The following is a 23,381-nucleotide window of genomic DNA, read 5'->3' on the forward strand; positions in this document are numbered from 1 at the left end:
GACCCAAGCCTACATTGAAGTTTAGAACCAGCCCTATCGGGTTAGGAGGAATCACAACAATGCCTGACGTCACTATCGTGTACTGGCGCGACATTCCCGCTCAGGTCATCGTCGGCAAAGGCCGTCGTGGCTCCAAGCGGCAATTGGAAGAACGGTTCGAACAAGCGATCGACCGTGCCGCCATGAAGGTAAACGCTAAGGACAGTGATGCCTATCTGGCCGAATGGCGCAAAGCCGCACCTTTTGCAGTTGAAGGCGACCCTGCCGAGATTGCTGAAGCCGAGGCCGTGCGTCTGGAAACGGAATACGATCAGGACCGCGTCAAAGCGCTGATCGCCAATGACGGTTGGGCATGAGCCCCAGACTTTATGGGAGGCCGAAATGGCTTTGCTGAACTTCAAGAAACGTGATGCGGTCGAAAAGGCCCCGGTAAACCCCACCGTCGAAGCCTTTTTGCAGGGCTATTCGATCGAGGTGATGCCGCGCACCGCCGAAAAGGTTGACGATTTCCGTGCGCTGCTGCCGGAAGGCACGCGCGTTTACATCGCCCACATCGAAGGTACGCCCATCGAGGATATGGTCCAGACCGCCAAGCGTATTGCGGCGGAAGGCTATCCGGTAATGCCACATTTCCCGGCGCGGATCATCAAGGATGCCGCGACGCTGGAGAACTGGATTTCCATGTACCAGGGCGAAGCTGGCGTTGATCAGGCGTTGTTGCTGGCCGGAGGTGTTGCCAACCCGCATGGTGATTTCGACAGCTCAATGCAACTGCTGGAAACTGGTTTGTTTGACAAGGCAGGCTTCAAACGTTTGCACGTTGCAGGCCACCCCGAAGGCAATAAAGATATCGATCCGGACGGATCGACCCGGAATGTTGATGACGCTCTGCGCTGGAAACAGAAATTCAGCGAAACCACAGACACCGAAATGGCGCTGGCCACCCAGTTTGCCTTTGACGCCAAGCCGATCATCGCTTGGGCCGACAGCCTGAAGGAAGCGGGCATCAACCTGCCGATCCACATCGGCATCGCTGGACCGGCCAAGCTGCAGACCCTGATCAAGTTCGCAATCGCCTGCGGTGTTGGCCCGTCTTTGAAGGTTCTGCAAAAACGCGCCATGGACGTCTCCAAGTTGCTGTTGCCTTATGAGCCGACCGATGTTGTTACTGAACTGGCCAATCACAAAGCGGCCAACCCGGATTTCAATATCACCAACGTACACTTCTTCCCGCTGGGCGGAATCAAGACCAACGCCAACTGGGCGATCAATAACGGTGGCGCTTCGGCAAAGCCCGTAAACTCCTAAGGAACGGACATGACCCGTACAGTCGTAGAATCAAAAACAAAAACAGCCGTCCTGGGCTTTGACGAGCCATTCTGCGTGATCGGTGAGCGGATTAATCCGACCGGCCGCAAGAAACTGGCTGCCGAGCTGGAAGCGGGCGATTTCTCGACCGTTGAAAAAGACGCGCTGGCGCAAGTCGCTGCAGGCGCGACTGTTCTGGATATCAACGCGGGCGTTGTCTACAACTCGAACCCCAACCCGAACGAGACCGAACCGCCACTGATGCGCAAGATCGTCGAATTGGTTCAGGGTCTGGTCGAAGTGCCGTTGTGCATCGACTCGTCTGTTCCCGGAGCGCTTGAAGCGGGTCTGGAAGCAGCCGAAGGTCGTCCGCTGCTGAACTCGGTCACCGGCGAAGAAGAGCGTCTGGAGCTGGTTCTGCCGCTGGTCAAGAAATACAACGTGCCTGTTGTGGCCATCTCGAACGATGACACCGGTATCTCCGAAGATCCCGATGTGCGGTTTGAAGTGGCGAAAAAGATCGTTGAACGCGCCGCCGATTTTGGCATCCCCGCGCATGACATCGTTGTCGACCCACTGGTGATGCCGATCGGTGCGATGGCAACTGCGGGCCAGCAGGTGTTCGCTCTGGTCCGTCGCTTGCGCGAAGAGCTGGGCGTAAACACCACCTGTGGCGCATCCAACGTCTCGTTCGGTCTGCCGAACCGTCACGGCATCAACAACGCATTCCTTCCAATGGCGATGGGTGCCGGGATGACTTCGGCGATCATGAACCCCGTTGCGCTGCCAACCGGGCCCAAGAAAATTGCCGAGAAGAAGGCCGAGATCGAAGCCAAGGGCGTCATTCTGCCTGCGGACATGGATGATGAAACCTTCTGCCAGCTGTTCGGTCTGGGTTCGACCAAGCCGCGCGCCGGTAAGGAAATGGAAGCCATCCGCGCCGCCAACCTGCTGACCAACAATGACCCGCATGGCGGTGAGTGGATCAGGTTCAACAAAGCACCGGATGAGGCGGGCACCGCAGGTGGTCGTCGCGGTGGTGGCCGTCGCCGCCGCGCTTGATCTGAACGACATAGATTGCAAAGGCCGGGCCCAGTGCTCGGCCTTTTTCATTTGACCTTGATCATTGTCGACTTTGCTGAAGGCCTCAGAATATCCTGATCCAGGATGCAACGATCAGGTAGCAGCATGAGTAAACATCACCCTCCAAAACTCTCAGATGCGGATCTGACCAAAAAGCTGAACAAAAAAGACTATTTCGACCAGCTGATCGAACTTCAGACCAGATTGGCAAATATTCAGCAGGCCTATCTGTTTCACGGGATCAAGGGCGTGCTGGTTTTCGAAGGCTGGGACGCTGCCGGAAAAGGGGGGACCATTCGCCGGATCAGTCAGGCCTTGGATCCGCGCAGCTTTAAGGTCTGGCCTATTGGCGCTCCCCGAAATTACTACCTCAACCGGCACTATCTGTTGCGGTTCTGGGAACGTTTGCCGCCGTCAGGGGCGATTTCTGCCTTTGATCGCAGCTGGTATGGCCGGGTTTTAGTGGAACGGATTGAAAAACTGACCCCCGAAACGCGCTGGCGGGCCGCGTATCAGGAAATCAATGACCTTGAGCGGATGCTGGTCGATGACGACACCCGGATCGTCAAACTGTTCTTTCATATCTCGCAAGACGAGCAGATGAACCGCTTTACCGAGCGTCTGACAAACCCCATGAAACGGTGGAAACTGACCTATGAGGACTTCAGAAACCGCGAGAAATGGGATGTCGCAGAAGTGGCCGTGGATGAAATGCTGGCGCGCACGTCCACCGAAGTGGCACCCTGGCATGTCATACCGTCCAACAACAAAAAATTTGCCCGGATATCAGCAATGAGGGCCATAGTTGACGCGTTTTCTGATGGGGTCGATCTGAACCCGCAACATCTGGACCGTCGTACGTTGGAAGCTGCGGGTGAGGCGCTGGATGTCGATCAATCCCTGATCGAAAGCCTGCGTGCGAGAACCGAGTGATAAATTCGGTGCGGTTTGGCGACGATCCGGCTTGAACGCCTGTCATCTCTGATGCTATCCCAAATGGCGCGGCGGGTATGATGTAATGGTAGCCTGTCAGCTTCCCAAGCTGAACGCGCGGGTTCGATTCCCGCTACCCGCTCCAAATAAATCCACTAACCGACTGTAAAATAACCAAATAAAAAAGGGGCAACCTAAGCTACCCCACATTCTGCCCCACACTTACCAGAGCATACCTGCCGATTAGGCCGCTTTCCCTTCGATCAGGTTTTCCAGATCTTCGACCTTCACCTTCTTGCAGTCCGTGCCCCGGTGAATCTTTGATTTGCCGTTTTTCTCGGTGCACAAGATCGGTTGATCCAATTGGCGTGGTGTATAGAACATTCACTCTTTATCCAGGGCGGACCCCTTAGCTACATTCGCCCATTCGAGCCAAGCTTTTCGCTGTTCGGGGGAAAGGGCACGGAACGCCTCGAGAAGAAGCGCTTCGTCGTCTTTGTCGGGTGCGCTGAAATCTACAAGCTCAGTTGGCTCCACATCAAGGGCTGCGGCAATAATAGCCTGCTTCTTGGTGGTGAGTTGACGTGTCCCCTTTTCTAATTGCGCCAAATAAGATCGAGATAAATCAACCTTCACTGAAAGTTCGTCCTGAGTAAGCCCTTTGGCTTGCCGGATTTCTTTAATGCGTATTTCCATGATCGATCTTTGGAGCCATTGTGGAGCCCGCATTGGCGGTTTCAATGGGGGGCATCATTTAATGCAGCTTGCACACTGAGCAAAGCCCGGATCTTCGCGATATTTGCTTTGCAACCAGAACTGACCAACAAACCGTAGTGGCGGATACGATGGAAGCCATTGGGGAGGACATGGATCAAAAAGCGGCGGATGAACTTGCCTGTATTGAGACGCATGATCTTCAGGCGATTTCCGGTTTGGCTTCCTAAAAGACACTCGCTTCAACGTACAAATGCAGTTTGGTTAGGGTACGGCCAAGACACTTGACTGCAGCTTTCGAAGAGTCCCGCCGCCATGCAATGATTGCAAGGCGCATATGTGTTTTTAGATGGTGTTTTCGTCTCAAAGTTTCACCTATCTATGCGTCGTTATGGCAGCTCCTGTAGAGGATCAGACAATGAACAACGTTGTAAAAGACACACTGGGTATCGCGGCTTTGGTGGCAGCAACCGGAATATTTGTTGGTCTGCATTCTTGGATGTACGTCCTCTGAATACTCATCGCTGCAGATTCTGCGCCGGACAGGCCATCTGCGAGCGAAAAGCTAGGGGCTTTGATGCTCCGAACAAAAAGAAAGGCGCCCGAACCTGGGCGCCTTTGTACATTTTCGATAGTCCTAGCGGCTTAGCAGTAAGTCCGGCAACCACAGGGCCAATTCAGGAATGAATGTCGTCAGCATCAGCGTCGGCAGCCAGGCAAACACGATGAAAACCAATGTCGGCCACAACATCTTTGAGACCGGCGTATCGCAGATTTGAGCCCCAAGGTACAGCAACGGAGCCGTCGGCGGCGTGATATTGGCCATCCCAAGATTGACACCGATGATCGCGGCAAAATGGATCGGATCAACTCCGACACTTTGGGCGATCGGCAGCAGGATCGGAGTTGCCAACAAAAGGCCCGAGATGTCGTCCATCAGCATCCCGATCAGGATCATCACCACGTTGATCATCAAGAGGATAATGACCGGGTTATCCGAAACAGAATAAACCATGTCCTTGGCCAGTTGCGGAGCGCCCTGCGAGATCAGGTTGTCCGACACGATCAGAACCATGAAAATCATGACCATGACCACACCAATGGTCACGCCTGAGTTCTGGATCGTTTGCGCCAGGGTTTTCCAAGTCAGGCCACGATAGAAGTAGATCGCAACCGGGATCGAATAGCAAACCGCGATGCCTGCGGCCTCTGTCGGGGTCATGATGCCGCCATAAATACCACCCAGAATGATAATCGGCATCATCAGCGCAGGCCCGGCCAAGCGGCCTTGACCCAAGAGAGCAGGCATGAACGGATCAGGACGATCCGTCAGTTGGATATCGTCATACTTCCGCAGCATGAACTGGTTGGTAATGATCAGAAGCGTGATCAGGATGATCGCGGGGATGACCGTAGACAGGAAGCACTTCAGCACGTGTTGCTGTGCCACCCAGCCATAAAGGATGTGCGACGAGCTGGGCGGGATCAAAAGGCCTAAAGGGCTTGCCGACACGATCAGTGCTGCGGATTGCCCTTTCGGATAGTTCGCCTTTTTCAGGTGCGGCATCATGATGCCACCGATACAGGTTAGCGTCGCATTGGCACTGCCCGAGATCGAGCCGAAGACACCGCAGGCCAGCACGGATGCCGCGTTCAAACCACCTTTGATGTGACCGATGAACATCTCGGCCAGCGCCACCAGGGGGGCTGCAATCCGGCCTTTCTCCATGATGCCGCCGGCAATCATGAAGAGCGGAATTGCCAACAGCACCAGAGAGCGGATCCCGGTTGCACCGGTCGGCAAGTAGCCCGTAATGGACTGATCCCCAACCAGTGCAATGAAGATCAGAACAGCTCCAAACGCCACATAGACGCTGACGCCCAGCAAGAGCATCAGACAGACAATAATAAGACTTCCGCCGATAATCATTTCGCGGCTCCTTTAAGGGTTTCGGACCGCAAAGGAAGACCGAGCCCCTTTCGGATATGCACGTAAAGATACGCAGCTGTGAACATCGCCATGAAGCCAAATGCGCACATGATCGCGATACGCCAGGTAACAAAAGGAATGCGCAACACCGGCGTCGACCTCAACCGTGGGAACGAGAAGTCGTCCAGCAGCGACACGTAGCAGGCATAAACCATAAAGAGGATTATTAGCAGTTCGACCAACAGCACTACGAATCCGCGCCACCAGATCATCCGAGGATTATGGATCACGATGCCCAGGATGTCGGCGTTGATGTGCAGGTTGCGTGCAGATGCCAGAACCGCTCCGGCAAAAAAGCCCACGATAGAGAAGGCCAAAAGCCATTCTTCGTAAGCAAAAAGATCGCCGCCAAAACCGTATCTGATCACAACAACAGCACCAAAGGTGAAGGCCATCAGGAAGCCACTGGCCATCACGATCTGTCGCATAACAAATGCGATCAATTTCATGGGGTACCCAATGATCGGTGGAAGTTCGTCCGTGACTTTCTGCGGTTTTTCTGCGTCGTCGTCGCCGACATACGTCGTCATGTCATCTTTCTCAATCGACATGCCTGTCCCCCCGCTTTTTTCTTTTTTGTTAGTAAATAGCGAAAGGGCCGGCAATTTTGCCGGCCCGATTGATTGTGCTGACTATCAGTTTTTGCTGGCCAGCAAACGGTCGATCACATCCTGGCCAACGTTCTGGGCCATCATCGGCCAAATCTGTTCCTGGATATGTGCGGCCATCGCGGCCTGTTCTTCGTCGTTCAGGGACAGGATGGTATAACCTTTTTCGACCAACTTCTCTCCAAACGCCGCATCGTTGTCGCGGTTATACTGGAAGAAGTCGTCCGACGCCTTGGTCATGGCTGACTGCAGGGCTTCGCGCTGCTCGTCATTCAGCTTGTCCAGAGTACGCTGCGACGCGTAGAACGTCGTCAGTTCCGAGATGGAATTATACTCGATAAAGTGGGTGCCAACATCCGACTGGGCGAAGATAGAATAGGTTGCCGTCTTGGTGCAGCAGATCGCGCCATCAACAATACCTGACTGGATCGCAGGGAAGATATCGCCCCACGCCATGGTCGTGGCCTGGAAACCAAGCGCTTCCACCATGCCTTTAACGGCGGGCGACGACCATACACGAATGTTCATGCCTTTATCGTCGAACGTGTTCCAGTTGGTCGGCTCTTGAGTAGCCACGATGCCAACAAACCCTTCAGGGTTCTGTGCCATAACGCTCACACCGTACTCGTCGGTGATTTCCTGCAGGATCTTGTTATATTCGGAGTCCATGTTGCGCATGATGTTGTCCATGTCATCCCAGCCACCCACGAGGAACGGCATCGACAGGAACTCAAGGCGCGGGTCGGTGTCGGCATAGATGAACGCCGCCGCCAGATCGATATTACCCCGCGCCACATCTTCAAAAAGCGCCTCGCCCGAGCCAAGCTGGTTGGCCGGGAAAACTTCGATTGTCAGTCCGACATCAGCGGCAGCAACATCGGCGGCCACCTGCTCCATCATCTTGGTGCCCTGGTGGTCAATCGGGAACACACCGGCAAAGCGCAGTTTCATATCTTCTGCCAGCGCTGCGGTGGACATCAGCGCGCTTACGGCGCCAAGCATCAGGCCCTTGGTAACATTTTTAAATTTCATCTAGTTTTCTCCCAGTTTGCGGTTCTTATTTCGTTTGGCATCTTTTGCTGACCGCTGCAAATTAGTGCGTTTGGTCACACTATGCGAACACATATCGCAGTGCAATTTGATTCAAGGCTTGTTTTTGCTTGGATCGGGTTCCTCTCTATTTAGGATTTTTTCAGGGTGTGGTTTCTGGTGTCTGCGAGCGTAAGCTCGATCCATTATCGTCTCATCAAACCGATTGGCCGCCCAATTTGGGCAGGGCGGGCGATCGGTTTGTGTTCAGCCGCCAACGCGGCGATTCGGGTTTGAATGTCTGCCGGATAGGGGGCGGAGCGGCGTGTGCCGTGATCAACATTCATGAGAATCTGTTCCATCACGCAGACAGTTGTTTGATCTTTCAGCTTTATCATCAATCCCGCGATATGCAGGCGTTTAGCATCGGCATCCAATAGTAGAAACCGGCAGAGAAACTCGTCGCCTGCCAAAAGCTCACCCAGGTAGTGGACGTGGTTTTGGAGTGCAAATGGCCCGGCGTTACAGGCCTTCACGAAACTGGGGCCAATACCCAGTTCTTCGTCCAGCATGACATCCAGCGCTTCGTCAAAGGCCATCACGTAGTAAGCCAGATTCATGTGGCCGTTGTAGTCAATCCACGCTTCGGGCACCTGACGAATCTCTGATGCAACTCCGTGGGTCATGGGGTGCCGTCCGCAAACCCGCTGAGAAACGCATGCAGGTTGTCACCCAATTCGTTACAGAGGTACCCTCCTTCCTGAACAATCACTGTCGGGAGACCGAGTGCGGCCAATTCTTTTCCGATCTCGGAAAAACCGGAGGTCGATACCGTCAGCCCACCAAAGGGGTCGCCCTCGTAGGCGTCGAGGCCAAGCGCAATCACAACAGCGCCCGGCGCGAAATTTCGCACATGGGCCAAACCGTCGCGCAGACCCTTCATGAATCCGTCGGTCCCGGTACCGCGAGGCAGCGGAACGTTCAGATTGTAACCGTGCCCTGCACCTTCTCCGACCTCGTGCGCGTGGCCCCAGAAAAACGGATAGAACCGCGCGGGATCCGCATGGATGGACAGTGTAAACACGTCGTCGCGCGCAAAGAAAATACCCTGCGTGCCGTTGCCGTGATGCAGATCAACATCGATGATCGCAACGCGGTCGTGGGTTTGCCGCAGAAACTGGGCGGCAATGGCACTGTTGTTGAGGTAGCAAAAGCCACCCGCGAGATCGGTGAAACAATGATGCCCCGGCGGGCGGCACAGCGCATAGGCCACGTGATCCCCGTTCAGAACGACCTCAGCCGCGGACACAGCGCAATTTGCGGACCAGCGCGCCGCCTCCCAGGTATGTTCACCAATCGGGCAGGACATGTCGGTGATATGAAATCCGGCCTGTCCCACCGCTGACAATGGATAGCTGGCGGTGCGGCGATCCGGGTGAATGTTCGGGAAAATCTCGTGCGTCGCATCGGGAATGCGCTTCCAACGCTCATGAACCGTGGACAGAAATTTCAAATAGACGGGACTGTGAACCGCCGCGATGGGGCCAAGCCCGTGATCCTTTGGCACATGCAGGTCATGCCCACCGGCAGCCACGCCCGAAAGCAGTTTTTCTAACCGCTCGGGTATTTCGGGGTTGGGTTGCATGACACCATTCACCAGGAAACCGCTTGGATTGTGTTGGCTTTGCCGTTTCTGTTCCGAAAACACCTTCATGTGTCAGAACCCCACCTTGTCTGCGCCTTTGAGGCTGAGCATCTTCCGTGTCTCAGCCGGAGTGGCGATTTCATATCCCAGCTCTTCCAGAATGTGCCGGATTTTTCTGACCTGCTGGGCGTTGCTGGTGGCCAGTTCCCCGCGCCCTATCATCAGGCTGTCTTCGAGGCCCACGCGCACATGCCCGCCCAGAATGGAGCTCATCGTGGCGAGCGGCATCTGCTGCCGTCCTGCTGCAAGTGCCGAAAACTCGTACGCATCGCCCAGAAGACGGTCAGCAGTTTCCTTGAGGCTCATCAGGCTGTGCGGGCTTGCATCGATCCCACCAAGAACCCCCATGACGAATTGAAGAAATACCGGTCGCACAAGGCGTTTTTGCTTCAGGTAGAAAGCAATCGTCTGGATATGGCCCACATCGTAGCATTCGCATTCGAATCGCGCGCCCGCCTCATCACCAAGCATCCGAAACACGGTTTCGATGTCATGAAACGTGTTCTTGAACACTGTGTCACGGGTGTTTTCAAGAAAACTTTCCTCCCAGTCATAGGTCCAGTCCGAATATCGATCCTTCATCGGGAAAAGCCCGAAATTGACTGACCCCATGTTCAGCGAACACATCTCGGGTGCCAGTTCGGCGGGGGCTGACAAACGCTGTTCCACGCTCATCTGGGAACTGCCGCCGGTGGTCAGATTGATGACCGCATCTGTTGCGTTCTTGATCCGGGGCAGGAACTGGCGAAAGACGTTGATATCAGCACTTGGGCGCCCGGTTTCCGGGTCGCGCGCATGCAGGTGCAGGACAGACGCGCCTGCCTCAGCGGCCTCGATCGCCGAAGTCGCGATCTCGTCGGGCGTCACCGGGAGGTAGGGGCTCATGCTCGGGGTGTGGATCGAGCCGGTGATGGCGCAAGTGAGAATGATTTTTTGTGCCATGGCTAGCACTCCAATCCGCATTCTCGGGAAAAGGCCCCGAGACTGTCGTCAAGAATGTTCAGGATTTCATTGATCTGAGGTTCAGTCACAATCATCGGTGGACACACAAGGAAGTGGTCGCCCTCCACCCCGCCACGTGTGCGGCGCGAATACGTGATCAGATTTCGGTCGTAACAAAGCTCCACAAGCCGCTCATAGGCGTTCAGGTTTTTGGGCAGCGGTGCCATCGTTTCACGATCCGAGACAAGTTCGAATGCGGTCAGCAAGCCCTTGCCGCGTACATCGCCAATGAAGGCATAGCGCTTCATCAGGTCCCGAAGGCCCTCCATCAGCACATCCCCCATGACGCTTGCATTGGTCATCAGGTCCTGCCGTTCGATCTCGTCCAGAACCGCAAGTCCCGCCGAACAGGCCAGCGGGTTTCCCGCGTAGGTATGCCCGTGCGCAAATCCGCCGGTATCAAGCACCGTGCCGACCATTCCTTCGTCGGCGATCATTGCCCCTAACGGCGCATAACCCGCACCAAAGCCCTTGGAAAGCGCCACGAGGTCCGGACGCACATTCCAATGATCGGACGCCAAAAACGCACCAGTGCGTCCGACGCCTGACATCACTTCGTCCATGATCAGCAGCACGCCGAACTGGTCACAAATCTCGCGTACTCTGGCGTAATAACTGTCAGGCGCCACCAGCGCCCCGGTGGATGCGCCGCCTACGGGTTCCATCGCAAAAGCCAGAACGGTTTCGGGCCCCTGAGCGATGATCTCATCTCGCAGCATCTCGGCATATTTCAATCCCCTGTCATGGTCCGACAGGTTGTCACGATCCAGATAACAGGTCGGTGCAGGGATTTTCGGCATATCTTTGTACAGCGGTCCAAAGGCATTTGTCAGCGGCCCGTAGCCGGTGATCGCCAGCGCCCCCAGCGTGGACCCGTGATAGGAGGGAAAGCGCGAGATCACTTTCCAGCGGCTTGCCTGATCTGACGCGACGGCCCATTGCCGCGCGAATTTAACGCAGGATTCAACCGCCTCGGACCCGCCAGAGACAAAGAACACCTTGCTCAACCCATCCGGCATACGATCAGAAATCGCCGTCGCCAGATCTTCCGCCGGTGCGTTTTCGAAATGCAGCCGGTAGGCAAAAGTTGCGCTGTTCATCTGCGCCATCATCGCGTCCAGAACGCGCGGGTTGGAATGGCCGATATTGCTGACCATGGCACCGGATGATCCGTCGATATACCGTTCTCCGTTCTTCGCCCAGATATAAATCCCTTCGGCGCGCTCGACTTCGGGGCGGCGCGTACGGTTCTGGTAAAACAGGTTCGATGTCTTCAAAGGGCTCCTCGCTTCGGTATTTTGGTAGAACAACGCCGAGCATAACCTTGTGTTTAAAAGTGACATGGAGCAAATAGATAATGTGATCTATTGTTATTGATGAGATCAATGATGAACACTACTGATCAGGAAAAGCTGATCCGGGAACTGGATTGGAACTTGCTGCGCACCTTCATGTTCATTGTGCAGGAAGGCAGTATCACGCTTGCGGCAAAACGCCTTATGCGCCGCCAACCCTCGGTCAGCCAGGCTCTCAAACGGTTGGAGGCCCGGTTGGGTACGCCATTGATCGATCGCAGCCCCTCGCATTTTCGCGTCACCCCGGCGGGGCAGAGCCTCTATAAGGAATGCTTGGAAATGTTCGGCAGCCTGGCGCGCGCCATTCAGAGTGCACAGAGTACCGACGACACAGTGACAGGCACGGTCAAGCTCGCCTTGCTCAGCCGAATAGAAAACGAATTCTTCGATCAGGTCCTTTCGGATTTCCACCGACAATTTCCTGAAGTCAACTTTGACATTGAGGTCATGTCGAGCAAGGACGTGCGCCAAGCCGTGCTGGCCAAATCCGCGTCTCTTGGGGTGTGCCTCGTACATGACGCACACTCGAATCTAATGTATGATGTATTGTACCGCTCATTTTTTGGGTTCTATTGCGGACCCAGCCATCCATTGTTCGGGCAACGTGACCTTTCGCTGGACGATTTGCGAAATCACTCGTCTGTGTCCTTTCGGACCGATCAACTTTGGGATGCGCTGCGTCCGGTGGCGTTGCTGCGCGCGCAGCATAAGCTGGACAACAGGGTAATCGGCTACACATCCGATCTGGGAGAGGCCCAGCGTATGATCAGCGCGGGCCTTGGGTTTGGGCCGCTCCCCAACCATGTGGCTGAAAGGTTTGTCAGGCGTGGTGAGCTTTGGCGACTGCCCCCTTATGAAAACACGCTGGCGATTGATATTCATCTGGTTCACCATAAGGATGCCCGCCTGAACCGGGCGGAACACGCCCTTCTTGAGATGTTTCGTGCGCGACTCAACAGCGTCCCGCTCACCGAGCGTAGCCGCAATCTGGCTGTGGCCGGGTAGTGGGCAGATCGGAGCAAATGCAAGGAAAGGCCAAACCATGACCTCAATTGAAGCCCTGTCGCTACTGGCCTGCCAGATAGAGGTCCCGGCTACGGAAAGTGCCGCAGCGCGGGACCGACATCTGGAGGTATCAGCCGCCAAAGTCCGCGCCCAATTGAAGGCGCGGCCGGCCGACCTTGTGGTTCTTCCCGAGCTTTCAAGCATCGACTATTCCCGCGCGGCCTTCGACCGGCTCAACAAGATTGCAGAGCCGCTGGAGGGCGCATCCTTTGAAACCTGGCGGGCTGTGGCGATCGAGTTTGGCGTGCACGTGTCCTATGGATTTGCGCGCAAAGGGGCGCAGGGCACCCATATATCTGTTGCGGTGGTATCGCCCGCAGGCATATTGGTCGGGCACTACGACAAGCTCCATCTTTGCCAATATGGTGCATCGATGGAAAAGGAATATTTCGTATCAGGAAGTCATGTATTTGCGTTCAAAATCAACGGTATAACGATTTCTCCCATCGTTTGCTACGACATCCGAATACCCGAACTGTCGCGCGTTCTAACATTGAAGCACGGTGTTGATCTGATCCTCCATAGCGGTGCATATTACCGGGATGAATCTTTCAATACCTGGCACAGCTTTGCCAAGACCCGCGCAATGGAGAACCAGATTTACTTTTTGTCCCTGAACCGTGCCGGAAAGACGTGGGGCAATTCGATCTTCTGCCTGCCTTGGATGGATGAGAACATTCCGCCGGAACGATTTGCCGACACGGATGAGGATTTCCGCTATCTGTCAATCAATCGCGAACATCTGCTCAAGGCGAGAGAGAACTACACCTTTCTCAAAGACCGTTTGGCGGATTACGACACGCTTTGACAGAACGTGGGCTTTGTTCTCGCAGAAATTTTGCAGACCAATTCAAACTCGATCGAGCCAGGCAAACGCAACGCCCTTCTTTCCACGCAAAGGCCAGGTTGCTCGGTTTAAACCCGTTTCGTCCCGCTTCTCGATGGAGGATCTCGGTTGCGGCGAAAGGGCAGTCTGGCTTCGGCCAAGGTCTACACCGATTAATGACTGCAATCGGGAAATCTGTTACGTCGCCCCAAAAACGCTGCCGCAAGGGCGAAGACTTGCTGCATCAGCAATAGCGGCGTGAGCGAAAGGCAGCTTTGTCCCGCAATTCGGTCACAACCCAAATTTATCCGACCGTCCGCAATTTGGTGTGAAACTGCAGTTGAAATATTCTTGTTTTTAGGTCTTGCCCCCAGAGTGCACAAAAATTGTGTCGTAAACGAACCGAGCCGCCGCCGATCTAACCGCGAAGCTGCACGACCTTTGCCTCAGTCTGGGTCACGTAATCGGCCCATTTCTGCATGAGTATGCGGCGCTTACCCAACAGATCTGAGCGCGCATAGGCCCGTTCGACCTTGTTGCCGATGGTATGGGCTAGAGCCGTTTCCGCGACCTCAAAACTCGCCGTTTCATTGTCCTGAATCCACATTCGGAAGGACGACCGGAAGCCGTGTATGCGACCCGCTTCATTCAGATTGTTCAGCACTTTTGCCATAGCAACGTCACTGACACCTTTGTTTATCCTCGAGCTAGGAAACAAGAAATCATTGACCGCGATCAATCTGCATTGCTCGACAACGCTCAGCGCCTCGGTCGATAGGGGAACGCGGAAATCCTGTAATTTGCTCCGTTCGCCCTTCATCCGTTCTTTAGGCACGGTCCACACGTCGCCTTCAATCTCATCGAATCGAGCCCCGCGCACTGGCATTCCGCGCGCTGCCGTCAGGATTGTGAAGCGCAGAGCCAGTTAAGAGGGGTGTTCCTTGTCAAGCCGCGTATACAAATCGGGGATTTCTTGCCATGGGGTTGCGGGCAGGGACTTTTGTACCCGCTCCACATATCCCAGCATACGACGGGCCGCATCACAGATAAATGGCTCTGCCTCGTAACCCACAACTTCGCCTGACGTAGCACCATGCGGGTCCGGTACATCGCCTTGTCGGCAGTCTCATGCTTGGTGCGCCAGATCGGTTTCAGTGTGTCGTGAATATCGCGCTGGTGCAGAGTGCTGATCCTGTGCTTGCCAACCTTTGGAGTGACATGGTTCTTGAGGAGCGAATACCACATGCCGCGCTTGCCGTTGATCTGGAGACGGTAGAACCAGCGCCCGCCGCTTTGCGATTTTTTCAGAGCGAGGCCACCGCCATCCTGAATGACGCTTCCAGGCGCGGCATTCTTTACCTGAGTGGCGGAAAGCCGATTATTTCCTCTTGCCATATCTGCCCCACAGTTTGCCCCACACTTGCGGTAGGTTCATTTGCAACATGTTGCAGCAGCATCATGGTGCGCGCTACCCGCTCCAAATACACCTCATAAAATATTGCAATTGTGATGAAGAACATTCCGGTTGGAAGGTTCCACACGGCCTGCCGTGGAAAACCGTGTTATTTGTGCGTCGATTTTTTAGGTTGTGATGCCGCTGCTGCGCTGTCAGTCCAATGGTGCGTTCTGACACGTACCGCTTCGATTGATGGAAGCCGCTTCCAATCAACGCAACTATCTATTTGATTCAAGCAGAGAGTCCCGGGTGACAACGTTCGTCGAGAGCTCGATAGAGTGACCTTCGGAACTTGTCTCGATCATATGAATGAGTTCCTGCGCGGCTTTTCGGCCCATTTCGCGATGGGGAACATGGACAGTCGTCAGGGCAGGGCTGACGATGCGGGCAAGCTCTATGTCGTCAAAACCGGTGATGGACACGTCCTCGGGCACCCGAAGCCCCATCTGCTGTGCCTGGCGTACTGCTCCAACCGCCAGAACGTCGTTTCCGCACAGGACTGCCGTTGGCGGCGGGTCGCGCAGCATCAGGTTTTCGAATACTTCAGCGCCATTCTCGATCTCGTAAGATGTTTCAGACACTGTCAATCCGTCCTGTGGAAGGCCATGTTCCGTCATGGCATCCCTTATTCCCTGGATTCTTAGCCGCGCTCGATCATTGCCCTTGCTGATGCCTGATATCGTGGCAAGTCGCGTGTGCCCCAATCCGATGACTTGATTGGCCAGCGCCTTCATCGCCTTTCTGTTGTCGAACCCAACAGACGGAATGGGTTTGTCGGGAAGGTAGGACCATGCGACCAGCGTGGGTACTTTCTGCCTGTCCAGATAATCGTAGATACGCGCTTCGCGGTCATGGCCAATCAACAGCAACCCGTCAGCGCCCCGAGCGACCAGTGTCCTGATCTGGTCTTCTTCGGCTTCGGGCTGGTAGGCCGAGCTGGATACAAGCAACGTGAATCCTTGTTTGCGGATTTCCTCCTGAAACGCCTGTAAGCCCCTTGCGAAAATCGCATTTTCCATTGTTGGAATGATAGCGCCAATGGTGAAAGAGCGTTTTGCGGCCATCACACGGGCTGCAAAATTCGGCGTGTACCCCAGCGAATCCACAGCGGACAGAACACGCTCACGCGTTGCCTCGACAACCTGTTGTGGGGTGTTCAGGCAGCGTGAAACCGTAGCAGTTGAAACGCCTGCTGCCTTGGCAACGTCATCCAACGTCGGTGCGGACCGATATTTTGACATTCTCGAACTCTCAATTCCGGTTCGCTTAAGTTAACCGCATTTTTTCAATGATGGAAGCAAATATGTAAGCGCTTGCATTTATGATGTAAGCGCTTACAAATGAGTGTGAGCCGATTCTGAAGGGAGTCCCGGAAATGTATCTCGCTGCATCAGCCGTCGTTTTTGCGATCTATTTCGCCAATGTCGCTTTGGGTGCGTTCGCGAACAGCGCATTTCTAAGTGACGTTGGAGAGATGTTGGTTCTGTTCGCGGCCTCGATTTTGTTCGTTGTCGCAATTCTGAAAAAGGAAGCTGACCGGGACGCAACAGACGGCAGCTGAACTTTTTGCTTGGGAGGGCAATTCATGAACAACGACAAGATCGAACTGGCGTCAGCAGAGCGTCGCAATTTTCTGAAGTTGAGCGCCGGTGGTGCATTCACGGCCGCACTCGTCGCGGGCGCAGGTGGCGTTCTATGGTCATCTGAGGCCGCTGCGCAGACCGCGAAAGAAGAAAGCGAGCGCGAGAAGGCCGCTGACCACGTGATGACAGTCGCAACAGCCTATGTGCTGGGCGCGTCGCGTAGTTATCCCATTATGCAGTTGGATCTGAAAGAGAACATTCAGAACGCCACAAATGGTAAAGTTTATGTCAAACTGGCCCCCGGCGGTCAGCTTGGTGCGGGTGGCGCGTTGGTGCAGAAGGTGCAGGGCGGTACCATTCAGGCGGCACAGCACTCGCTATCAAACTTTGCGCCTTTCGCGTCGACCGTTGACCTTATCAACATGCCATACCTATGTGGTTCGAACCAACGCTTCACCAACTTGGTCCATTCGGACACATGGAAAAACGAAGTTCATCCGGGCGTCGAGGCGGCAGGCTTCAAGGCCCTGTTCTATGTGAATATCGATCCGCGCGTCGTGGCGGTACGTCAAGGGGGCAACGCGGTCTTAACACCAGGTGACATGAGCGGGATCAAGTTCCGCGTTCCGGGTTCCAAGATGTTGCAGCAGTATTATCGCATGGTCGGTGCCAACCCGACGCCTGTGGCGTGGGGTGAGACACCTTCGGCGATCAAGCAGGGTGTTGCTGATGCACTCGACCCGTCTGTTGGGGCGCTGTATGTCTTTGGTTTCAAGGACATTCTTAGCCATGTGACCTTCACGCAGGCCGTTCCGGACAGTCAGGTCTATTCCTGTAATCTGGAGTGGTTCAATTCGATGCCTGCCGATGTACAGGAAGGCATCATGTGGGGTTCGGAAATGACCAGCCATCAGAACCTGTCCAAGGTTCCGTCGGCCCGTGCCTTTGCCATGGCCGAGTTGAACAAGGCCGGGGTGCAGTTCCACTCGCTCAGCGATGATCAACTGGCGGAATGGCAGGATGCAGGCGGGTATCAGAACGCCGATTGGGATCCGTTCAAAACTGAACTGGCCGGATCGATGGACAACTTTGAGAAGCTGGTCGAAGCAGCTGGCACTCAGGGCAAATACTACGTCCACGACGCTTAAGGCCCAACCTGTGGGCGCCTGACGGGCGTCCACGACCTTTTCTGACAGTCAGCCCGACAACACCCCGCCACGGCAGGCGCGGGCCTGGCTGTCCTTTCGCCGGAGGATCAAGATGACCATTCTTCAAAACATAGACCGAAACGCGGAACGCTGGTTGCTGCTGGTGTTTTACGTGATGTTGGTAATTACCATGGCCATCGAGGTGCTGCGGCGCGAGATTTTTGCCTATTCTTCGATCTGGGGCGAGGAAATCGTGCGGTATTCCTTCATCTACCTTGCCTGGATTGGTGCTGCGGCGGCGGCAAAAGAGCGGGCCCATATCCGGATCGATGTGATCATGCACTACATCGGGCCGCGTCCCAAGGCGCTGCTTTATATATTCGGCGATCTGGTGATGTTTGTCGTGGCGATCATCGCACTCTACTGGTCGTATGAAGCGGTTCATGTGTCGGCCAAGTTCGGTTCGGTCACGGATGGGCTTCGGGTTTCGAAAGTCTGGTTCCTGATGGCTGTGCCCACTGGATTTGCCCTGATGATCTGGCGGCTGATCCAATCCTTCCTGCGTGATTTCAAATCCCTTCGTGACGGCACCCCCGTCTTCGAAGGCGACAAGCTGTTTGACTGAGGAGACACTGAATGCTTTGGAATTCCCTCAATCAAACCGTTGAACTGGGTTGGGATTTTTACCTGCCGGTGATCCTGTTCGTCGGTCTGATCGCCTTGGCCGTGCCGGTTTGGGCCGCCATTGGAACGGCCGCGATCGTGATGCTGATCATGTCCGGCGACCTGCCGCTGAGCCTTGTCGGAGAAAGCCTGTTCACGGGCATCGACGCTTTTGCCCTGACTGCTGTCCCATTGTTTATCCTGACCGGGGACGTTCTGGTTCGAACCGGTTTGTCGCGAAAGTTCCTGGACGTTGCCGAAGCGCTGACGTGTTTCGCCAAAGGTGGGTTCGGATCGGCAACAGTTCTGGTCTGCGGTATGTTTGCCGCGATCTCAGGTTCGGATGCCGCCGGGGCTGCTGCAGTTGGTCGGATGACCATCAACCGGCTGGTCGAAAGCGGATACCCGCGTCCTTATGCCTGCGCGCTGGTTGCAGCTGGTGCCTGTACGGGCATCCTGATCCCGCCCTCGATCGCGTATATCATCATCGGCCTCGTGCTGGGTATTTCCGCCTCGACCCTTTTTCTGGCCGCACTGATCCCGGGTCTGGCCATCTTGGTGTCGATCCTGATTACAAATATCATCATGAACCGCCTTTATTCCTATGAAGGCGGAGGCATGATGACCATGGGTGAATGGCTCGCCAATCTGGGCAAGGCGCTTAAGTCGGGCTGGTATGCCTTCATCGTGCCGGGGATCATCTTCTATGGCATTTTCTCGGGGCGGCTGACGCCGACCGAGGCTGGTGCAACGGCTGTTGTCGTCACTATCATCATGGGCTTCATTCTGCGTACGCTGTCGCTGGCGGACTTCCCTTCGATGCTGGTCAGCTCGGCCAAGGTGAATGGGGTGATCCTGCCCATCATCGCCTTTTCAGCCCCGCTTGCTGAAGCACTGGCGATAATGGGTGTGCCGCAGGGTTTCGTGGCTTCGGTGACATCGCTAACTGATGATCCGTACGTGTTGATCCTGCTTATGATAGGTATCCTGATCGCGGCGGGCTGTGTCATGGAGACGACACCGAACATTGTGATCCTGGCACCAATCCTGAAGCCGCTGGCGGACAATATCGGAATGAATGAGATTCAGTTCTGCATCATGATGATCACCGCGCTTGGAGTGGGTTTCATCACGCCGCCGCTGGGGCTGAACCTGTTCGTCGTATCTGGCATTACCGGTGAATCCATTCTGAAGATTGCCGCCCGTGCCGTGCCTTTTGTACTAACGATGCTAATCGTGGTGATCCTGATCGCCTACGTGCCAGCCGTTTCAACCACTTTGCTTCCTGCAATCTATCAATAGGACTTGCTGAATATGCCGCGTGAATACTTAAAAAAAGCAACCCTGACGGCGCAATCTCATGCGACCGAGGTGCACGATACGGTCAAGACCATCCTTGCCGATATCGAGGCGGGCGGCGACGCCAAGGCGATGGAATATGCGGCCAAGTTCGACAAATACGACGGCAATGTGTTGATGACACAGGCCGAGATTGACGCGGCCATCGCGCTGGTACCCGAGAAACTGAAGGCCGATATCCGTTTTGCCCATGACAACGTGCGCCGCTTTGCCGAGACGCAGAAGGCGACTGTCTCGGATGTTGAGATGGAGATCGTGCCGGGCTTCGTCGCTGGGCAAAAGGCGATCCCGGTGGACGCGGCGGGTTGTTACGTACCGGGTGGACGCTACAGTCATATCGCCAGCGCGATCATGACAGTGACCACCGCGAAGGTCGCCGGGTGTCGCCATATTACGGCCTGTTCTCCACCACGGCCGGGCGAGGGCGTAGCACCTGCGATTGTTTACGCTGCGCATATCTGCGGGGCTGACAGCATTTTGGCAATGGGCGGCGTGCAGGGCGTTGCTGCGATGACGTTCGGTCTGTTCGGCTTGCCGCAGGCCAATATACTTGTAGGCCCCGGCAATCAGTTCGTGGCCGAAGCCAAGCGCATCCTGTACGGCACGGTTGGCATCGACATGATCGCTGGACCGACGGACAGCCTGATCCTTGCCGACAATTCTGCAGACGCCCTTGTGGTTGCAACGGATTTGGTCAGCCAGGCAGAGCACGGATACAACTCACCCGTCTGGCTAGTCACGGATGATCGTGAGCTCGCGCAGAAGGTCATGGAACTGGTGCCGGTAATGATAGACGATCTGCCCAAGCTGAACCGGGAAAACGCCTCGGCCGCATGGCGCGACTATGCCGAAGTCATTGTTTGTCCCGACCGCGAAGAGATGGCTGCCTGTTCCGACGAATATGCGCCAGAGCATCTGACGGTTCAGGCCGAGGATCTGGATTGGTGGCTGGGTCGGCTGACGTGCTATGGCTCGCTGTTTTTGGGTGAGGAAACCACCGTGTCTTACGGGGATAAGGCAACCGGGACGAACCACGTTCTTCCAACCTCGGGGGCAGCCAGTTACACAGGCGGCTTGAGTGTTCATAAATACATGAAAATCGTCACCTGGCAGCGGGCCACGCGTGAAGGATCAAAATCGATCGCCGAGGCAACTGCCCGTATTTCCCGACTGGAAGGAATGGAAGGTCACGCCCGAGCAGCGGATGTGCGCCTAGCCAAGTATTTCCCTGATGAGAAATTCGATCTGACCGCCGATGGATGACCCGCGCGCATTGTTTGACCTGACAGGCAGGGTGGCTTGTATCACCGGTGCCAGCTCGGGGCTTGGGCAGCAGGTGGCACGAACTCTTGCCGCAGCGGGCGCGCAAGTTGTTGGTGTGGCACGGCGTAGCGACGCGCTGGCGCAGATGCAGGCCGAGATCGGAAGCCGTGCAGAAACGGTGGTTGCCGATGTTGCGGATCGTGACGGGGTTGATGGGCTTGTTCAGACCATCAGTTCGAAGTTCGGCGCTCCGGACATTTTGGTTCACGCGGCAGGAATAAACACGCGTGAGGCTGCTGATGACGTAACGCCCGAAGGGTGGGATGCGACAATGGCCTTGAACCTCAGTGCGCCGTTTTTCCTCAGTCAGGCCATGGTGCCCGCGATGAAAGAAAAAGGCTGGGGGCGTGTCGTCAATTTCGCCTCGCTGCAAACGACGCGCGCCTTTCCGGGTGGAATTGCATATGGTGCGACCAAGGCCGGGATCGGGCAACTGACCCGCGCGATGGCTGAGGCCTGGTCGCCATTTGGCATCACCGCAAATGCGATCGGTCCGGGGTTTTTTCCTACCGAATTGACACAAGCAGTGTTTGAAGACCCGGACCGCTCCAAAAGAAATGCAGAGCAAACCTGCATCGGACGCAATGGACGTATGCAGGATATCGACGGGCCGATCCTGTTTTTGTGCTCACAGGCGTCAGACTACGTCACAGGGCAGGTTCTAATGGTTGACGGAGGGTTCACAGCCAAATGAAAGCGCTGGTTTATCAAGGTGTGGAACAGATGGCGTTTGGCGATGTGCCAGATGCTGAACCGGGCGCTTCGGAACACCTGATCCGGGTCGAGGCGGTTGGCATTTGCGGATCGGACATGCACGCTTATCTGGGCCACGATGCGCGGCGTCCGGCACCGCTGATCCTCGGGCACGAAGCGGCAGGTGTCATTGTTGATGGTATACGCGCTGGCGATCGTGTGACCATCAACCCGCTGGTCAGTTGCGGTCAATGTCTAGCCTGCCTGGCAGGCCGTGAAAACCTGTGCCCGGATCGGCAGATCATCTCTATGCCACCGCGAGAGGGGGCCTTCGCGCAGTACCTTTCAATGCCTGCCAGCAACCTTGTTGACGTGCCGGAAGACGTTTCGTTCGCCAAGGCTGCGCTGGCTGAACCTCTGGCCGTAAGTTGGCACACGGTCCGGCTAGGGATCGAGGCACTGCATCCTGCGATGGACCGTCGCGCCTTGGTGATTGGCGGTGGGGCCATTGGCCTTGCGGCGGCCTTGGCGTTGCGAGCAATGGGCGTCGATGACGTGACTATCGCGGAACCAAATGAGTTGCGTCGGAACTACTTGGCGAAAATCGAAAGCTTTGCGCTCGTGGATGCACCCAAAGGGTCTTACCCGTTGGTGATTGATGCTGTCGGATATGCCGCCACACGCTCAGTCGCCTCGGCCATGGCTGAGCCAGGTGGCGTGATCGCGCATGTGGGATTGGGCGAAGATACCGGAGGTCTGGACGTGCGTCGCATGACCTTGCAGGAAATAACGTTCATCGGAACCTATACCTACACCGCACAGGACTTTCGCGAGACAGCCGAAGCGATTTTTGACGGACGTCTCGGAGAGCTGAATTGGGTGGAAGAGCGGACGCTGGCCAGCGGTGCACAGGCGTTTCGCGATATTCGCGCTGGTGCAGTGGCCGCACCGAAGATTATCCTAACACCCTGGGGATAGACCCGACAGAATTGGAGGCCTTCATGTACACTAAAATATTGGTCCCGTTGGCTTTGGATCACGGCATATCGCAACACACGCTGGAAATCGCCCGGGCTTTGTGCGGGCAGGGTGGCGAGATTATTGCCTTGCACGTCTACGAGATGCCTCAGGGATCGGTCAGCGCTTATCTGGACAAGTCCCTTGTTGCCGAAGGGTTTGAACGCGCACGCCTGCAATTGCTGCAAAAAGTCGAAGGGCTTGATGGGGTGACGTCCGAGATTGTCAAAGGCCATACCGCGCGCTCCATCATCGACTACGCCAGCAGCAACAATGTCGACTGTATCGTAATCGGCTCGCACAAGCCGGACCTGAGCGACTACTTCCTGGGATCGACCGCCTCGCGCGTCGTCCGCCACGCCCCCTGTGCCGTGCACGTGCACCGAAGGGCCTGAATTCCTCAATCGCGCGTCTAGCGCCCCAAACAGGACCAAAAGCTGGATCATGAACATAGACAAAAAGATCACCGACGATCTGGTGGCGAACGATATCTCGTTTGTCACCACTGTCCCGTGCAAGCA

26 protein-coding genes, 1 tRNA gene and 2 pseudogenes are annotated in these 23,381 nt (G+C 55.6%); 16 read left to right on the forward strand and 13 right to left on the reverse strand.

Translation table 11 applies throughout. The annotated features are described in order from the left end of the window. Window positions 1–59: 59 nt before the first annotated feature. The 5 genes from Q0816_RS04620 to Q0816_RS04640 all read left to right on the forward strand — a co-directional run bounded on the left by Q0816_RS04620 (window position 60) and on the right by Q0816_RS04640 (window position 3,469). On the forward strand, window positions 60–356 hold the full coding sequence (locus Q0816_RS04620) for a virulence factor (RefSeq protein ID WP_298848099.1): 297 nt from the start codon (window positions 60–62) through the stop codon (window positions 354–356). A 25-nt stretch (window positions 357–381) separates the two neighbouring features. Next, the gene (locus Q0816_RS04625; RefSeq protein WP_298848101.1) at window positions 382–1,308 is read left to right on the forward strand and encodes a methylenetetrahydrofolate reductase; all 927 of its coding nucleotides are present in this window, start codon (window positions 382–384) and stop codon (window positions 1,306–1,308) included. Window positions 1,309–1,317: 9 nt separating this feature from the next. Next, window positions 1,318–2,370 (forward strand): methyltetrahydrofolate cobalamin methyltransferase, encoded by a 1,053-nt coding sequence (locus Q0816_RS04630; RefSeq protein ID WP_298848103.1) that lies wholly within the window; start codon window positions 1,318–1,320, stop codon window positions 2,368–2,370. Between the two features lie 126 nt (window positions 2,371–2,496). Beyond that, window positions 2,497–3,324, forward strand: a complete 828-nt coding sequence (locus Q0816_RS04635; protein WP_298848104.1) for a hypothetical protein — start codon at window positions 2,497–2,499, stop codon at window positions 3,322–3,324. A 71-nt stretch (window positions 3,325–3,395) separates the two neighbouring features. Next, a tRNA-Gly gene (locus Q0816_RS04640) sits at window positions 3,396–3,469 on the forward strand. Window positions 3,470–3,567: 98 nt separating this feature from the next. Here Q0816_RS04640 and Q0816_RS04645 read toward each other — a convergent pair. The 10 genes and pseudogenes from Q0816_RS04645 to Q0816_RS04690 all read right to left on the reverse strand — a co-directional run bounded on the left by Q0816_RS04645 (window position 3,568) and on the right by Q0816_RS04690 (window position 11,649). Further along, window positions 3,568–3,708 (reverse strand): hypothetical protein, encoded by a 141-nt coding sequence (locus Q0816_RS04645; RefSeq protein WP_298848106.1) that lies wholly within the window; start codon window positions 3,706–3,708, stop codon window positions 3,568–3,570. Further along, window positions 3,709–4,020: a helix-turn-helix transcriptional regulator gene (locus Q0816_RS04650; RefSeq protein ID WP_298848107.1), complete on the reverse strand. Its 312-nt coding sequence runs from the start codon at window positions 4,018–4,020 to the stop codon at window positions 3,709–3,711. 74 nt (window positions 4,021–4,094) lie between these two features. Beyond that, window positions 4,095–4,244, reverse strand: a pseudogene (locus tag Q0816_RS04655) (transposase); the annotation flags it as partial. 431 nt (window positions 4,245–4,675) lie between these two features. Beyond that, a complete protein-coding gene (locus Q0816_RS04660; RefSeq protein WP_298848109.1) occupies window positions 4,676–5,968 on the reverse strand; it encodes a TRAP transporter large permease in 1,293 nt (430 codons plus the stop codon). Next, window positions 5,965–6,579 (reverse strand): TRAP transporter small permease, encoded by a 615-nt coding sequence (locus Q0816_RS04665; protein ID WP_083445288.1) that lies wholly within the window; start codon window positions 6,577–6,579, stop codon window positions 5,965–5,967. Before Q0816_RS04665 ends, Q0816_RS04660 begins: the two co-directional genes overlap by 4 nt. An 84-nt stretch (window positions 6,580–6,663) precedes the next feature. Beyond that, window positions 6,664–7,668: a TRAP transporter substrate-binding protein DctP gene (gene dctP, locus Q0816_RS04670; RefSeq protein ID WP_298848118.1), complete on the reverse strand. Its 1,005-nt coding sequence runs from the start codon at window positions 7,666–7,668 to the stop codon at window positions 6,664–6,666. A 203-nt stretch (window positions 7,669–7,871) separates the two neighbouring features. Next, entirely contained in the window at window positions 7,872–8,351 is a 480-nt protein-coding gene (locus Q0816_RS04675) for a thioesterase family protein (protein WP_298848120.1), read from the reverse strand. Then, complete coding sequence (locus Q0816_RS04680) at window positions 8,348–9,379, reverse strand: histone deacetylase family protein (protein WP_298848122.1); 1,032 nt, start codon at window positions 9,377–9,379, stop codon at window positions 8,348–8,350. Before Q0816_RS04680 ends, Q0816_RS04675 begins: the two co-directional genes overlap by 4 nt. Window positions 9,380–9,382: 3 nt before the next feature. Further along, window positions 9,383–10,312: a 3-keto-5-aminohexanoate cleavage protein gene (locus Q0816_RS04685; protein WP_298848124.1), complete on the reverse strand. Its 930-nt coding sequence runs from the start codon at window positions 10,310–10,312 to the stop codon at window positions 9,383–9,385. A 2-nt stretch (window positions 10,313–10,314) separates the two neighbouring features. Next, complete coding sequence (locus Q0816_RS04690) at window positions 10,315–11,649, reverse strand: aspartate aminotransferase family protein (RefSeq protein WP_298848126.1); 1,335 nt, start codon at window positions 11,647–11,649, stop codon at window positions 10,315–10,317. 111 nt (window positions 11,650–11,760) lie between these two features. Here Q0816_RS04690 and Q0816_RS04695 point away from each other — a divergent pair, with 111 nt between their 5' ends. Together Q0816_RS04695 and Q0816_RS04700 are read left to right on the forward strand one after the other, a co-directional pair. Continuing rightward, a complete protein-coding gene (locus Q0816_RS04695; RefSeq protein WP_298848127.1) occupies window positions 11,761–12,732 on the forward strand; it encodes a LysR family transcriptional regulator in 972 nt (323 codons plus the stop codon). Between the two features lie 37 nt (window positions 12,733–12,769). Beyond that, window positions 12,770–13,600: a carbon-nitrogen hydrolase family protein gene (locus Q0816_RS04700; protein WP_298848128.1), complete on the forward strand. Its 831-nt coding sequence runs from the start codon at window positions 12,770–12,772 to the stop codon at window positions 13,598–13,600. A gap of 436 nt (window positions 13,601–14,036) precedes the next feature. Here the strand turns inward: Q0816_RS04700 and Q0816_RS04705 are convergent, their stop codons facing one another. The 3 genes from Q0816_RS04705 to Q0816_RS04715 all read right to left on the reverse strand — a co-directional run bounded on the left by Q0816_RS04705 (window position 14,037) and on the right by Q0816_RS04715 (window position 16,315). After that, window positions 14,037–14,498, reverse strand: coding sequence for an integrase dna protein (locus tag Q0816_RS04705; protein ID WP_298848130.1), 462 nt, complete (start codon window positions 14,496–14,498; stop codon window positions 14,037–14,039). Between the two features lie 20 nt (window positions 14,499–14,518). After that, on the reverse strand, window positions 14,519–15,013 hold the full coding sequence (locus tag Q0816_RS04710; protein WP_298848132.1) for a hypothetical protein: 495 nt from the start codon (window positions 15,011–15,013) through the stop codon (window positions 14,519–14,521). A gap of 279 nt (window positions 15,014–15,292) precedes the next feature. After that, window positions 15,293–16,315 (reverse strand): LacI family DNA-binding transcriptional regulator, encoded by a 1,023-nt coding sequence (locus tag Q0816_RS04715; RefSeq protein WP_298848134.1) that lies wholly within the window; start codon window positions 16,313–16,315, stop codon window positions 15,293–15,295. 134 nt (window positions 16,316–16,449) lie between these two features. On the opposite strand from Q0816_RS04715, the gene Q0816_RS04720 reads away from it, so the two are divergent. The 9 genes and pseudogenes from Q0816_RS04720 to Q0816_RS04760 all read left to right on the forward strand — a co-directional run. Beyond that, complete coding sequence (locus tag Q0816_RS04720; protein ID WP_298848135.1) at window positions 16,450–16,635, forward strand: hypothetical protein; 186 nt, start codon at window positions 16,450–16,452, stop codon at window positions 16,633–16,635. Between the two features lie 24 nt (window positions 16,636–16,659). Then, window positions 16,660–17,805 carry a TRAP transporter substrate-binding protein gene (locus Q0816_RS04725; protein ID WP_298848138.1) on the forward strand — a complete coding sequence of 382 codons (1,146 nt, stop codon included), beginning with the start codon at window positions 16,660–16,662 and terminating at the stop codon, window positions 17,803–17,805. Between the two features lie 112 nt (window positions 17,806–17,917). Beyond that, a complete protein-coding gene (locus Q0816_RS04730; RefSeq protein ID WP_298848139.1) occupies window positions 17,918–18,430 on the forward strand; it encodes a TRAP transporter small permease in 513 nt (170 codons plus the stop codon). An 11-nt stretch (window positions 18,431–18,441) separates the two neighbouring features. Then, window positions 18,442–19,770: a TRAP transporter large permease gene (locus Q0816_RS04735; RefSeq protein ID WP_298848141.1), complete on the forward strand. Its 1,329-nt coding sequence runs from the start codon at window positions 18,442–18,444 to the stop codon at window positions 19,768–19,770. A gap of 12 nt (window positions 19,771–19,782) precedes the next feature. Next, entirely contained in the window at window positions 19,783–21,090 is a 1,308-nt protein-coding gene (hisD, locus tag Q0816_RS04740) for a histidinol dehydrogenase (RefSeq protein WP_298848143.1), read from the forward strand. Continuing rightward, complete coding sequence (locus tag Q0816_RS04745; protein WP_298848145.1) at window positions 21,083–21,844, forward strand: SDR family oxidoreductase; 762 nt, start codon at window positions 21,083–21,085, stop codon at window positions 21,842–21,844. Before hisD ends, Q0816_RS04745 begins: the two co-directional genes overlap by 8 nt. Further along, window positions 21,841–22,821, forward strand: coding sequence for an alcohol dehydrogenase catalytic domain-containing protein (locus Q0816_RS04750; protein WP_298848147.1), 981 nt, complete (start codon window positions 21,841–21,843; stop codon window positions 22,819–22,821). Before Q0816_RS04745 ends, Q0816_RS04750 begins: the two co-directional genes overlap by 4 nt. 23 nt (window positions 22,822–22,844) lie before the next feature. Continuing rightward, complete coding sequence (locus Q0816_RS04755; RefSeq protein WP_298848149.1) at window positions 22,845–23,255, forward strand: universal stress protein; 411 nt, start codon at window positions 22,845–22,847, stop codon at window positions 23,253–23,255. A 49-nt stretch (window positions 23,256–23,304) separates the two neighbouring features. Then, window positions 23,305–23,381: pseudogene (locus Q0816_RS04760) on the forward strand (sulfopyruvate decarboxylase subunit alpha); the annotation flags it as partial.

It is taken from the genome of uncultured Ruegeria sp. (assembly GCF_947497005.1).
Lineage (GTDB): Bacteria > Pseudomonadota > Alphaproteobacteria > Rhodobacterales > Rhodobacteraceae > Ruegeria.